At 52.0% G+C, this 13201-nt stretch carries 10 protein-coding genes; all 10 read right to left on the reverse strand.

Annotated features, from left to right (window positions below; translation table 11 throughout):
• Positions 1 to 5: 5 nt before the first annotated feature.
• The 10 genes from AC3CB2_RS04645 to AC3CB2_RS04690 all read right to left on the reverse strand — a co-directional run bounded on the left by AC3CB2_RS04645 (position 6) and on the right by AC3CB2_RS04690 (position 13168).
• Positions 6 to 2114 (reverse strand): type VI secretion system Vgr family protein, encoded by a 2109-nt coding sequence (locus AC3CB2_RS04645; RefSeq protein WP_352930544.1) that lies wholly within the window; start codon positions 2112 to 2114, stop codon positions 6 to 8.
• Between the two features lie 41 nt (positions 2115 to 2155).
• Positions 2156 to 2437, reverse strand: a complete 282-nt coding sequence (locus AC3CB2_RS04650; protein ID WP_008546758.1) for a hypothetical protein — start codon at positions 2435 to 2437, stop codon at positions 2156 to 2158.
• Between the two features lie 21 nt (positions 2438 to 2458).
• A complete protein-coding gene (locus AC3CB2_RS04655; protein WP_352930542.1) occupies positions 2459 to 4456 on the reverse strand; it encodes a type VI secretion system contractile sheath domain-containing protein in 1998 nt (665 codons plus the stop codon).
• Positions 4449 to 5336 (reverse strand): ion transporter, encoded by an 888-nt coding sequence (locus AC3CB2_RS04660; RefSeq protein ID WP_008547162.1) that lies wholly within the window; start codon positions 5334 to 5336, stop codon positions 4449 to 4451. The genes AC3CB2_RS04655 and AC3CB2_RS04660 overlap by 8 nt, the downstream gene beginning before the upstream one ends.
• 131 nt (positions 5337 to 5467) lie before the next feature.
• Entirely contained in the window at positions 5468 to 8149 is a 2682-nt protein-coding gene (tssH, locus tag AC3CB2_RS04665; RefSeq protein WP_041768501.1) for a type VI secretion system ATPase TssH, read from the reverse strand.
• Positions 8150 to 8157: 8 nt separating this feature from the next.
• Positions 8158 to 9324, reverse strand: a complete 1167-nt coding sequence (gene tssG / locus AC3CB2_RS04670; protein WP_352930540.1) for a type VI secretion system baseplate subunit TssG — start codon at positions 9322 to 9324, stop codon at positions 8158 to 8160.
• Positions 9321 to 11198, reverse strand: a complete 1878-nt coding sequence (gene tssF, locus AC3CB2_RS04675) for a type VI secretion system baseplate subunit TssF (RefSeq protein WP_352930538.1) — start codon at positions 11196 to 11198, stop codon at positions 9321 to 9323. Before tssF ends, tssG begins: the two co-directional genes overlap by 4 nt.
• A 1-nt stretch (position 11199) precedes the next feature.
• Positions 11200 to 11706 carry a type VI secretion system baseplate subunit TssE gene (gene tssE / locus AC3CB2_RS04680; RefSeq protein WP_008547231.1) on the reverse strand — a complete coding sequence of 169 codons (507 nt, stop codon included), beginning with the start codon at positions 11704 to 11706 and terminating at the stop codon, positions 11200 to 11202.
• A complete protein-coding gene (locus AC3CB2_RS04685; protein ID WP_054782548.1) occupies positions 11699 to 12550 on the reverse strand; it encodes a type VI secretion system accessory protein TagJ in 852 nt (283 codons plus the stop codon). Before AC3CB2_RS04685 ends, tssE begins: the two co-directional genes overlap by 8 nt.
• Before the next feature lie 87 nt (positions 12551 to 12637).
• On the reverse strand, positions 12638 to 13168 hold the full coding sequence (locus AC3CB2_RS04690; protein WP_008546218.1) for an Hcp family type VI secretion system effector: 531 nt from the start codon (positions 13166 to 13168) through the stop codon (positions 12638 to 12640).
• Positions 13169 to 13201: the final 33 nt, after the last annotated feature.

Here is a 13201-nt window from a genome sequence, read left to right on the forward strand (position 1 = left end):
GCGCCTCAATTAATCTTGACGAGGGCACCTTGTACCGTCGTGATGCCAGCACCTTTCAAGGTGGTCAGAGTCCCGTCGACGGTCGCCTGAACATCACCCTTAACGGTCACCATCAAACCTTTCAGCTCTGCCTGAGCTGCTTCCAGTTTGAGAGAGCTTGGGCCAGCTGTCAGAGTGATCGACATGGGATCCATTTTGATTGAGCTGCCGCCGCACGTCAGTTCGATGGCCTGTGTGCCAGACACTTTGACCGAACCAGCTGAAGCATCGACCTTCACATCGCCTGTTTGCGAGGTGACACCGATGTCTTTCATTGCTTCAACGGTCTGCGCGCCTTGCTTCATGGAGATCGACTGATCGCCGCTCTCAACCGTGATGGTGTGATTGCCGGATTTGACGGACAGGGCGTCATCTTTTTCAACCGTGGTCGTACGGCCACCGGTCTTGATGGTGTAGGTCTCGTCACCTTGATCAACGGTCAGACTACGGTTGTTGTAGACCTCAATGGTCTGATCACCATCTTCCTGCTTGTCGAACCCTATCTTGACCGTCTCGTTGTTCTTGACGGTTCGCTCGTAGTCCTTCTCGGCAGTAAGCTGCACGAGTTCCTCGTCCTTCTTGTCTTCAAACAGGAACTCGTTGTTACCGCCACCTTCTTTGGAGGTTTCACTTTTGATGGTGGATTTGGTTGCTTCACTAGGCAGATCATAGGGAACAGTCTGCTCGCCATTGTAGACGCTACCGACAACAATAGGCCGATCGGGATTGCCATCGAGGAAGTCGATAAGCACTTCCTGTCCAACGCGTGGAATATGCAATCCGCCCCAGCTCTTACCGGCCCACATTTGAGCGACGCGTACCCAGCAGGATGACTTGTCGTCTTTCTGTCCGTCGCGGTCCCAGTGGAATTGCACCTTGATCCGGCCATACTCATCGGTCCAGATCTCTTCACCATCGGCGCCTGTAACAACAGCAGACTGCAGGCCGCTCATGTTCGGCCAGGGTGTCGTTGAGGCTCTGCGGTACTGAACACTGGAGTCAATCGCTTCAATCTCGTAGGTGATCGCGTCGTAGAACTCTTGTTCCTCATCGCGCGCGACCTCAATGGAGATCTCGCAGACCGCTTTGGTGATCAGGTATTCTTTTTCCTGACTTGGATCATCCGGGAACTGGTCCAGCTTGAAGAGATAGCCGGGGCGCATGCCTCGCACGTTGCCGCGCGCATAAACCTTGGCGTAGGCGGCTGATGCTTCTTCCACGCGGATTTTCGCCCGCTTTTCACCAACGCTGACTTCTTCATAAATGCCGGGATACATGTAGCGTGTGCGACCAGAAAGCTGATGTGATTTCTTATCACTTGCATTGGCTTTCAGGTCACTGGTTGGCTTGGTGAAGTCATAATCGTTGATCTCGACTTCATCCGTCTGAATCTCTTCATTATGCCGCCAATCCCAAAGGTGGTCTGCTGCACGGCGGAAGTGATCTTCCTCTGAGTAGAACGGAAGACTGGATTCTCCCTTGATGTTCTCGTGAGCACTATAAGCATCCGCAAGAACCATGGTGTGCTGGCCGTCCTCATGTTCGAAGTAGTAGTAAATCCCTTCCTGCTCCATGAGGCGGCAGACAAAATTGAAATCACTCTCCTGAAACTGCACGCAGTAAGGGCGAGGATCGTAACTGTCGCTCAGTTTGTTCTTGAAGTCAGTAAACCCAGCCTCCTGGAACACTTCCTTCAAGATATCGGGTGTCGATTTTTCCTGAAAAATTCGGCAGTTGCTGGTCAGCGTCAAAAACCACAGCCAGGGACGCACGATGAGACGATACGTCGAGTATCCGTGATCCTGACCCGTATAGATCGCTTTGGTCACAAATCCGTTCAGATACTGATCAGAAGACAAACTGGTGCCAGAGACCTTTTTCATCTCCAAAGTGAGGGACTGCCCGAGCATTTTGTCGAGGGGCAGGTCGTGCTCAAATGATCGGCAATCGACGACCATTTCATAAAGCTCACTCATTTCGCTGGTCATTTTCATCTTCCAAAGATGGAAGCTGTCATCTCCGCCATCGAAATTGATCGTGAACAGCCGGTTCTCAGTTACTTTGCTTGCACACATTCCAGGACCTGCCTATCTCAAAATCGGGTTACAGTCGGGTCTCAGGCGTTGAAGCTGTCTGAGGTCAGTTTGCGATTGTCACGTTCCATCCGTTCAACGATGCCCGGATTAAGAATCCAGGGCATGGAGCCGCCGGAGTTCTCCCAGTTCAGGAGAACTTCGTCCCAGGTTTTGACGGATTTGATCAGCACGGGGAAACCCAATGGCTCTTTGCCAAACAGGATCTGATCCAGATACTGGGCACCACGTACAAGGTAGTAGTTGCCGCCGAATTCCATGACGTAAATTTCAGGAAGATTATCTATTTCAACGACTTCAGCCATCTCGAACTCCAATATTTATTGTTATAGGTCGGCAAGCAGCGCTTCGAGCTCTGGGTCCATACCTTCTTCGTCCGCCTCTTCCTCATCATCTGCAGAAAGATCAGCTAGAAGGTTGTCCAGCTCAGATGTGTCATGGGCAGGTTCAGGTGGAGCAGCCGCTGCTGCAGGTTTTGGTGCAGGAGCCGAAGCTGCTTCTTCGACGTCTTCGTCCTCGTCTTCTGCAGCCGCGGGTTCTGTAACTTGAGGTTCAGGTGTTTCTGTTTCGATCCTGAAGACGGTTTCCGGGGTCTTTTTAGGATCTACGATGGTTTCAACAACCACAGCACCCTTCGTTGCCTGAATGGCAGGGTTATAGCCGTCACCGCCAGCAATGCTGACGCGCGCACCAGCACTTGCGCTCGGGGTTTCTGCTGCTTTGGAAACAGCAATCTGATCACACCAGCGACCGGAAACAATATCTCCGGCAAGGCCGCTCAGAGAGGCGATCCGGACTTCCGGCTGTCCCTTCATGGAAACAATCGGCATGAACCTCTGTCGCATCAAAGGTTCAACGCTACGGTGACTGATCATACGGTCAGTACAGGGCAGGGCGACTTGATCACCGTACTGGTCATGCACGTAGTGGAACGGCATATCGTTGATCGTCAGGATCGAACCTGGCCGCATGCCGCCGCCATTGGTCTCGTAGTCTTTTGCGAGCACAAGGCCAACTAGTGCTGCCGGGTTACCCCACAACATGGCTTTCAGGCCAATTTTCTCGTCAAACTCTTCAAAGTCGAATGCATCAATCGGATCGGTTTTCGCTCCATAGGGCATCCGAAGCATGAAGCGTGGCAAACTCAGACCAATGTAATTGCTCTCTGGCATAGCTTTAAGACTCTGCCACGTCTTTTCGGTAATCTTAGGAAGCTCATCAAATTTTCTATTTGCGTTGTTGCGATCCAGAGACGTTAGGAACGGAGCATGAGCATGCGCACAGATTTTGGACATGCGACCAAGCAGCTCTGCATGCGGTGGTGTCATGTCGAATGTGTAAAGGCCCACGATAGCACTTGGCGTGCCAACCCCTTCATCCTGCAACGCATTTTCCACGAATAGGCGATACAGGCCTGTTTCTTCCAGCTTGTTGGTCGCGCTCAGGTCACGAGCAAAATCTTCCGCAGAAATGTCGTAGAGCGTGATCTTTAAGGATGTGGAAGTCTCAATCCGGCGTGACAACATATCAATGACCCGCCAGACACTCTCAAGTGCCTGAAAATCCGCATTTTGCAGGATCTTGCGAAGCGTCGTCGTCATCACTTCCTCGACGATCTCAAGATAGTCGTCGAGCTGCGGATTGTCGGCAGGCTTGATGTAAGGCGAGACCATCTTGCCAATAAGCTCAGAAAGATCGTCTGCTTCTTCATGTTCTTCGACCGGTCGATCGATCAGAGCAGAGAAATCACTCAGTTTCTTATCAACGGCAATCACAGAACCGCGCGAATTCCGCTGAGAAACAGGTTTCTCACCTTTGTTTTCCAACCATTCATCAATGGTGGCAGCTGCACCGCTGAAAGTGCCAGGGTTCTTCAGGGAAGACCGCAGCGCTTTCAGTTCATCAAAGATTTCAAACTCCTCGACGATCTCATCGGGATGGAAGTCTTCAATGCAGCGTGGCTCAAACCGGATGACCTTGTCGTCACCAGCTAGGTCCAATTCAATGTTTATCTTGAAACGGGCAGGGAGATCTTCAGCCGTGTCAACATCAACATTATGGCCCTTAAGCACAGCAAGCTCATCTGCCGTGTAAAGTGCCATCCGATTGGCACGGCCTGAGAAATCGCCGATGACCGCCAGATGGAAGGGGCTCTCTAGAGTAATGTCCAGCTTCGGCGCTTCACAGTCGATCTCGCCAAAATCTGGTTCAAACACGCTGGCAGAAGCACTCTCGGCACTTCCACCTTCGGCAGGGGCGTCACTTTCCTCGATGATGTCGTTAAGCAGCGAGTCAAGGTCATCGTCTTTTTCAGCGTCACTCATCACGATCTCTCTTGTTATTTTCTATTTGTTCTTCAAGACGTTCGAGGGTTTTGATCACTTGCAGCTGAGCAGCCTCCAGCTGGTGGGCAATCGCGCGGTTTTCTGCGGAAACGAGGAGGCGAAGACGTTCAACATCTTCGCTGTGTTCTTCCTGATAGATGCCCTGCATGGAGCTGACGATCAGACCGATGAAAAGGTTGAGCACCGCGAAGGCTGTCAGGAAGATGAAGGGTATGAACAGGGCCCAAGCATATGGGTAGATCTTCATCACCGGTCGCACGATCCCCATGGACCAGCTCTCCAGTGTCATGATCTGGAAGAGCGAGTAGAGCGACCGGCCAATATCGCCAAACCAATCCGGGAAGCTTGCCCCAAATAAGCCTGTCGCCATCACGGCAAACACGTAATAAATCAGCGCCAGTACGATCATTACGGAGAACATGCCGGGCAGAGCATCAAGCAGCGCCTGCATCACCTGCCGGTACTGCGGCAGGAAGGAAAGCACGCGCATGGCCCGCATGACACGAAGGGCACGCAATACGCTCAGGTAGCCGGATTGTGGGAGGAGCGAGAAACTGACAACCGAAATGTCGAAAATGTTCCACCAGCTTTTGAAGAAGCGAACGCCAAAAGCCATGATCTTCAGGACAAACTCCAGAATGAAGAGCCCGATGATCACGTCATCAAAGATCACCTGACCATCACCAGTGATCCGGCGCACAGAAGGGGAGGTTGCCAAGCCAAGACTGATCGCATTGACAATAATCAGGAAGAGAAAAGTGTACTGAAATGCATCAGAACGAACAATACGGCGCAGAGTGAGGCGCCACGCAGGAATGCGCGTCGACCGTCTCCTCGCCGATTGCTTGACTTTCTGCATCGTTGGACTCCTCGTCACTTGGAAAAGTAGTTCCGACGTGTTTTGTTTCAGTTAGTTTCTGTGGTAAAAAAACTGATAAGCCTATGTTCCTATTTTTCTTTTAGGTTTATTAGGTTTGTCAGGTCAGGCTCTTACTTCTTCTTATGCTTATCCTTTTTCGCCACAGGTGATTTCTTGAACTTGTAGTCAAAGGCATCGCCATCTGTATGCACTTTGAGTTCTGTGATCTTCTTGTCTTCGCTCATGTTCTTGAGGAACTCGGTGCTGATATCAGGCAGCAGCGTGTTGGTCAGGATCGCATCAATCATGCGGCCACCACTCTCAATCTCAGCACATCTGCTCTCAATCAGTTTCACAACAGAGTCATCCCAAGTGAACTTCACATTGTGGTTCTCAAGAATACGATCACCAATGCGGCCAAGCTGCAGGTTGATGATCTTATGAATAACTGGTGAGCTGAGTGGGTAGTAAGGCACAGTCACAAGACGACCGAGCAGTGCGGCTGGAAAGGCCTTCAGAAGCGGTGGTCTCAAAGCCTTAGCAATGCCATCCGGATCCGGTACCAGATCTTCGTCAGCACACATATCCAGTATGAGGTCACTGCCCACGTTCGCGGTGAGAAGGATCAGAGTGTTCTTGAAGTTGATCTTCCGCCCTTCACCATCTTCCATCATGCCTTTGTCAAAGACCTGGAAGAACAGCTCATGCACGTCTGGGTGAGCCTTCTCAACCTCATCAAGCAGCACGATGCTATAAGGTCTGCGGCGCACAGCTTCAGTCAGAACGCCGCCTTCACCATACCCCACATAACCCGGAGGTGAGCCCTTTAGGGTCGAGACCGTGTGGCTCTCCTGAAACTCACTCATGTTGATTGTAATGAGGTTCTGTTCTCCGCCATAGAGCGTTTCGGCCAGCGCCAGAGCGGTTTCTGTCTTACCGACACCACTTGGGCCCACAAGCAGGAAAACACCAATTGGGCGGCTTGGGTTATCCAGATTGGCGCGTGAAGTCTTCACACGGCGGGCAATCACTTCCATCGCATGGTCCTGACCAATAATTCGCTTGCGCAGAATATCGCTCAGATGAAGGACTGTGTTGATTTCATTGGAAACCATCCGACCTGTTGGAATGCCAGTCCAGTCAGAAACAATGGTGGCGACCGCCTGAGCGTCTACCTCTGGCAAAATGAGCGGATGCTCGCCTTGAAGCTCCGTCAGCTCTTCCAGTTTCTCGTCGAGCTCTTTCTTAACTGGCGCAGTATCGGCATTCTCATCGCCATTGGTTTGGCGGAATACCTCACGCAGTTTCAGAATGTCCCCAACGAGCGTTTGCTCTTTGATCCACTCAGCTTCTAGACCTTCGCGTTCTTTCTCAAGTTCGGTCAGTTTCTTTTTAACGTCGGTGAGCTTCTCACCTACATCAAAACCAGATTGAGACTCGCGTTCCAGAATGTCTCGCTCTGTCTCCACCATCACTTGCCTCTTCCGGCAGTCATCCACTGCTGCAGGTGTGGCGTGTTGGGAAAGGGCAACGCGGGCACAGGCCGTATCAATCAAACTGATCGCTTTGTCGGGCAGTTGCCGAGCCGGAATAAAGCGCATGGAGAGATGAACTGCAGCTTCCAATGCTTCATCAAGGATCTGCACCTGATGGTGCTTTTCAAGCATGGCTGCCACACCGCGCATAATGGCAACAGCTTTATCCGGATCTGGCTCTTCAACCAGAATGTTCTGGAACCGCCGGGCAAGAGCAGGGTCTTTCTCAATATGCTTCTTGTACTCTGACCATGTGGTGGCCGCGATCGTCCGCAACTCACCACGTGCCAGAGCTGGTTTAAGCAGGTTCGCGGCATCACCGGTACCAGCGGCGCCACCAGCACCAATCAGTGTATGGGCTTCGTCGATGAACAGAATAATCGGCTGTACAGAGGAGCGAACCGCATCCAAAATCTTGCGCAGACGATCTTCAAACTCGCCTTTAACTCCAGCACCGGCCTGCAGCAGACCTACATCCAGCAGCAGAACCCGTACGTCTTTGATGGACGGTGGCACATCACCTTCAGCAATGCGGATCGCCAGACCTTCAACAACAGCGGTCTTACCAACTCCGGCTTCACCCGTCAGGATAGGGTTGTTCTGGCGGCGGCGCATCAAGGTATCAATGATCTGACGGATTTCTTCTTCGCGGCCGATCACAGGATCTAACTGACCTTCTTTTGCTTTGGCTGTCACATCCGTGCAGTAAGCATCAAGAGCTTCATCTGCAGTCTTTAATCCAGGGGCTGCAGCATGCTGTTCACCTGCATCCAGCTGCGTGCCATCCTTGGCTTTACCTTCTTCAGGAGAGCCTTCCGTAATCTTCTTGTAACGGGCCGCAGTATCGTCTGCGGAAATGTTCTCGAACAATCGGGAGATGCCAAAGAGCGTGTTGCGCAGGCCAGGGGTCTTGAGAATACCAATCAAGAGATAGCCACTGCGTATGGCGTTATCACCAAACATCAGCGTGGCATAAACCCAGCCACGTTCAACCGCTTCCTCCACATGTTGGGAAAGGTCGCTAACGGAACTTGCGCCGCGAGGGAGTTTGTCCAGAGCCTTGGTGAGATCCGACGCAAGTCGGGCCTCGTCGATACCCGCATCACGAATGATACGGTGTAAATCTGAATCCTGCGCACTCAGCAGCTGCTGGAACCAATGTTCCAACTCCACATAGGGATTGCCGCGCATCTTACAAAAAGTCGTAGCGCTGTCGATTGCCTGATAACAGGTCGGATTTAATTTACCGAAGAGGGACGCTCGTTTGATATCACTCATGGGAACTCCTAGGCAGCCTTCGCACTACCGTTGCTATGAACAGACGCTTTTTTTGATTTTTCAGTGACTTGACGGGGGCGCAAATTAAGATCTCGAACCGGGCCGCCCTGTTTCTTGGGCGAGAGCCACGTGGTCCAACCAAGTTTTCCGTATTGTCCCAGACGAGTTGTGGGCACCTGGTTACGCTTCAGCACCAAAGCCACATCCCATTCCAGCTCATCACCACAATAGGCACGAACAGCAGAAAGCAGCCGCGGCATGGAAATGCCATCAGGCAACAAACCCTCATAATCGCGCAGAGAAAGCGGTCCAAATGCAACGCGGAACTTGGTGTCGCTGGACCAGACACGACCACCCAAAGCTGCACCAACTCCAAGAAGGCCAGCGTTGCGGAAACCATTGAGCGCAGTCACCTGCTTCTTAGGCAAGTAGAGCCACTCACCAATAAACTCTTCAAGCTCAACGGGGAGGTTGAAGTAACAGCTGAGGATCGCCAATAGGCCATCTGCACCACGTGTTTGAAGGGCGAGCCGTCCCGCAAAATGGTACTTCACCACGTCTGGCAAATCATCTCGATGCCGGAACTCTGTCGGCCCAAAGCCAGCCAATGCTCCCGTATAGATTGAGTATCGATCTTGCTCAGGTCGATCAAAGCTAAAGGCAGGTTCACCAGTGATCGCGGCCCGATAAAACAAACTGAGAATGCGATGATGGAACACATCCGCAAACGCCCGCATGGTCGTATCGCGGTGCTGATGCTCTCGCTTGAACGCGTACTCGGTCAGATGGAGGGGCATTGGTCCATTCGGGCCAAAGAGACCGAGAAAACGGCTGGTCATTCGACTTGGATTTGTGCCGACGCCCTGCTTAAAAGCAGTGATCGTCGAAGCTTCAAACTGCAAATGCGGCTCATGAGAGAACCGGACAGGATCATCCTGACATCGGCGGGATGTCCCGATGCGAGGCATATTGGGATTGGCACATTCAATAAGCCGGACCAGAGGCAAAAACTCGTAGTCGAGAAAGTCTTTCTCAGCCGAACGCAAACGCCCCCTCCAGCGCGCTTCCTGTGTTGGAGGCTGCTGTGTAACCGCAGGGGCCTTGTTTGCACCATTGGAAGGTGTCGGTTTTGGCGGCGGACCAATAGAGGGAGGAGGTGTCTGGGAACCGGTCATAGCCTATGACGCCTCCCAATCTGACATGGCCAGCGCATCACTTCACCGCGAACGTTCGATCTCACAACAGTCTCGGTGAAGCTGTTGATCGATACGTAGCGCGCAAAGAACTCGTTGAGCACGGCGCCCAGCAGGAACACACCCGTGCCTTCAAATGCGGCTTCATCGAGCGTTATATTCAGCTCCAGACCACGGGCAACTGAAGAGAGGCCACGCCCAGGAAGACGCCGCACTGCTCGGGTCGATTTGATTGATCGAACACCATCAATCTGTTGCGTCGTAGAGGTATCTCCCAGCGGCGCATAAAGGTGCAGAATGGATCGCAGGGCCTGCGCACCATCGGTATCGTTGTTATCCGCAATGCTGAGGTAGTTCAGTGACAAATGGTTGATGAACCGCCACGCCGTTTCACCAAAGATGTTGGAGGGGCGAGGGCGGCTTGGTCCGTCAATGCACTTCACCGCGTTGACTGGACCACCTTCTGGAAGTGAAAAGTCAGACTTGCCCGCACCAATCGGCATCATCAATGGCAGATCGCGGTTCGTGCAAAGTGCACGAATGCCCAGCTGATTGAGTGACAGATTATACGGCGCATCTTTCGCATCTACGAGACTGATGAAGATCTCGGTGCCCAGGTAGTTACTGCGACCACCCGTAATTTTCCGCTTTGCCGTCGCTAAGCGTTGCTTGCGATGAACTGTGTAATAGGCGCTCTCACTGCGAATATCCTGAGAACTTGAGAGGCTGTAAAACGGTTTGAAGATCTGCGGTGCATCACCTTGAGAACTGAACCCTTCCACTTCCTCTAGCTGATAGATCTCATAGTCCAGCGGTTTGGAACGATCCGGTACCACATGGTGATCGCTGCGTCTGTCGTTGATGTGTAAGCGATCCAGCCGCGTCGAGAACAGATTGATGGCTGGCGTACAAAACAACGCAATATTAGCGCGATCAACGGCGCGCTCCAGATCCCTGTCAACCCGATTGAAGAGCAGGAAAACATCCATCTCATCGGTTTCACATTGGCGAACAGCTGGTTGTAGGTTCGTCAGTTCGGCAAACAGGAATCTATGGGGGAAAGCAAAGTACTCCTGCAGCAAACGATACCCGCTGAAGGATTGCGGGCCGTAGGGGAGCAGAGCATCCTCATCTCCATAACCGCGTGTGTTCACGATCTCAGAGGGGAGATTGATTTCCCATGGCGTCGGCAGGCTTGTCGGACGAATAGCGACGCCCGCACAGTTACCAATGATCTGCTCGTAGAGCTTCACCGGCTGAGAACCGCCGCCTCGCAAATAGAGAGGGAGCTCATCCAGCGCCAACTCATTGAAGGGAATATTGCCAACGGTCTTCAGCCGTATGCGAAGTCCAGCCTTCGCGCCATTGCGAACTTCAACCTTTTGTGCGGCCAGCTCACTCGGGCTTGCAAGATAGTCGACAGCTTCTACGCTAACGGGCCATAAGGTCGTGTCGTGAGCAGTCTTGTAGGTACAAGGCGTTGCCCCGCGTGCACTTTTCCGGCTCCGCAATTGAGTTCCACGAGGAACCAGATAGCCTTCCTTCAGTGAGCCCTGTGTCATGTCCGGTTCAAGGTTGGCAATCAACATGGACGGCACGGGCGCAAGAAAATGCGGGTACACCATCTCCAAAAGATGCTGCGTGAATTGAGGAAACTGGGCATCCAGTTTGTACTGAACACGCGCTGTCAAAAACGCGAAGCCCTCTAGTAACCGCTCCACGTAAGGGTCTGCGCAGTCAAAGCCACTCAACCCGAGGCGGCCTGCAACCTTGGGATATGCCTCTGCAAATTCTGAGGCACTTTCGCGTATGTGCTGTAATTCTCTGTTGTAATAAGGAAGCAGCCAAGGCTTCATGTCAGGAACCTCGCTGGCGCGGTTTAGCTATCTGCACTGCATGCACATCAAGATCGAACTCAGTGCGCAGATACAAAGCTTGTGGCAAAGGTTGAGACCACAGCTGCCCTTCAATCTGAAAATCCAGACGGTTGGAACGACGTGGTTTATTTGGTTCAACGATCGAAACCAGCAGACTTTCTTCGATAACGCGGGGCTCGAAGTTGACGATGGCTTCGTGCAGGATGTCTTCAATTTCCTCGGCGCTTTTAGTTGTCATCGCACCAAGGTCTGGAATTCCAAAGTTTAAGACGGAGGATTGGACTTCAGGGTAAGGTGTAAGATCGATGTCAGAGCCAAGCCGTGTTGTGTTAAAAAGCCACTCCAAATCACGCTGAATGGAATACCGAAGATTAACCGAGCTGGTGACGCGGGCTTCACGGGGCTCTACCTGCTGAAACGGGTTGTCATCTGTTAGACGGTCCAGCAAAGACGGGACCAACCGATCAGCAAGTGGCCGTTCAGCCATGGCCGCCCTCCGTTGAAGTAGTAGTATCGCCGCTACCCACGACAGGACCAATGTCCTTGTGAACGTCTACTTGAGTGTCAAAGTTGATTGAACGGACCTCAAGAAGGGGGATTTCGGATGTTTCATGCGCAAACATGCGCTGCCCAATTGGTCTGTCTCCGTCCCATGAGGTAAGGCGAGAAAGTTTCAGATTGGCATCATCGGAATGCACGGTTTCCACGTAACGTGTTGGAATGAAACCATTTGCAGGTCCGCCGTTGACCCAAAGGAGATTGACTGGTGTCCAGCACATATCTCTTAAGTCACGTGGCTCTGGAATTCGGATGGATTTGATGGCTGAGTAGGGAACCCAATAATAGGCATTGCTCATCATGAGCTCTAAAACTGGACCTAAACGGGGATCGGCGTCAGCGAGCCATTCAAACTTCTCGCCATTGATGGTCCCTGAGATCGCTTCTGCTTCCTCAAAAGCCTGATCACGAAGCTCTACGGCGGCTTGTTCGTTCTTTTCAACGTCGAATTTCAGCGCCTGGATAAGAAAGGAAAGCCACTCTTTGGGTTCGCCAAACAGAAGAGGGGTCTTTACACCTGCAAAGACTTCCTCACGCAGTTGCTCCATATCAAGCAAGCGAGAATATGTCTCCACCATGGGAATGGCGCCATCATCAAACTGTCGAATGATTGGAAGTTGCTTCTTGGCTTTCAACCAGTCTCCATTCACACAATAGAGCTGGAAGAGGAGGATACGCTCTTTAACGTCCTCAGGATTTTTTCGCACTTGCTCCTGAGTGATTTCGAGTGCTTCTTTCAGGTTACCTGTGGCTAGATGTTCCTTCGCAGGCATACGGGATCACTCCGGACTAGGGCGCATTGAAAGTTTGCCGGGGGAGCCCCGGCAAACACACACAGGGGGGGAAGAAAAATACTCGGTTTATTTGACGACCAAATCGCGAGTATTCTTGATGCGGCTCCACTTTTCGGTAAGTGTTTTGCCCATCGCACCAGTGGTATCCATCATGGTGTAATCAATCTGAACTGCACCATATTCCATCTGGATGGATTCTTTACATTCTTCGTCGTTGCCTTCCCAGCTGATTTCTTTGATAGCAACCAGCTTCATGGTGAAGGTGAGGAAGATCACACCCGCTTTGCCAGATGCACCACCTGAGCGGCGTAGTAAGAGCGTCACTGTTTCGTAAATACCGCCGTTACAACAAGCAAGGAAGAGGCCTGGTGAACCACGGTCACTCTTCTTTTCAATCTGGAACTCTTTAAACTTCACGCGGCCGGCACCAGAACCGCCACGCATGGAACCGATGTCCATGGTGTTTTCAGCACCCATGCTGAAAGTCGCGATTTCGAAGGCTTTTTTCGCTGCCATTTCATCATCTTGTGTTTCGCCTTCAATGGCGATAGCACCGGCACCGGGCCCCTCGAAGATTACATATGCATCAATTGCCATGACGCTTGCTCCACTTTAGGTTTCTTTTTTGTT

The sequence above is a fragment of the Pseudovibrio sp. SCP20 genome (genome assembly GCF_057774105.1).

What these genes read in the sequence shown, in the direction of transcription:
- tssH (WP_041768501.1), bottom strand. Translation starts at nt 8,149, where the DNA reads ATGAGTGATATCAAACGAGCGTCCCTCTTCGGTAAATTAAATCCGACC.
- tssG (WP_352930540.1), bottom strand. Translation starts at nt 9,324, where the DNA reads ATGACCGGTTCCCAGACACCTCCTCCCTCTATTGGTCCGCCGCCAAAA.
- AC3CB2_RS04685 (WP_054782548.1), bottom strand. Translation starts at nt 12,550, where the DNA reads ATGCCTGCGAAGGAACATCTAGCCACAGGTAACCTGAAAGAAGCACTC.
- tssE (WP_008547231.1), bottom strand. Translation starts at nt 11,706, where the DNA reads ATGGCTGAACGGCCACTTGCTGATCGGTTGGTCCCGTCTTTGCTGGAC.
- AC3CB2_RS04655 (WP_352930542.1), bottom strand. Translation starts at nt 4,456, where the DNA reads ATGAGTGACGCTGAAAAAGACGATGACCTTGACTCGCTGCTTAACGAC.
- tssF (WP_352930538.1), bottom strand. Translation starts at nt 11,198, where the DNA reads ATGAAGCCTTGGCTGCTTCCTTATTACAACAGAGAATTACAGCACATA.
- AC3CB2_RS04650 (WP_008546758.1), bottom strand. Translation starts at nt 2,437, where the DNA reads ATGGCTGAAGTCGTTGAAATAGATAATCTTCCTGAAATTTACGTCATG.
- AC3CB2_RS04660 (WP_008547162.1), bottom strand. Translation starts at nt 5,336, where the DNA reads ATGCAGAAAGTCAAGCAATCGGCGAGGAGACGGTCGACGCGCATTCCT.
- AC3CB2_RS04645 (WP_352930544.1), bottom strand. Translation starts at nt 2,114, where the DNA reads ATGTGTGCAAGCAAAGTAACTGAGAACCGGCTGTTCACGATCAATTTC.
- AC3CB2_RS04690 (WP_008546218.1), bottom strand. Translation starts at nt 13,168, where the DNA reads ATGGCAATTGATGCATATGTAATCTTCGAGGGGCCCGGTGCCGGTGCT.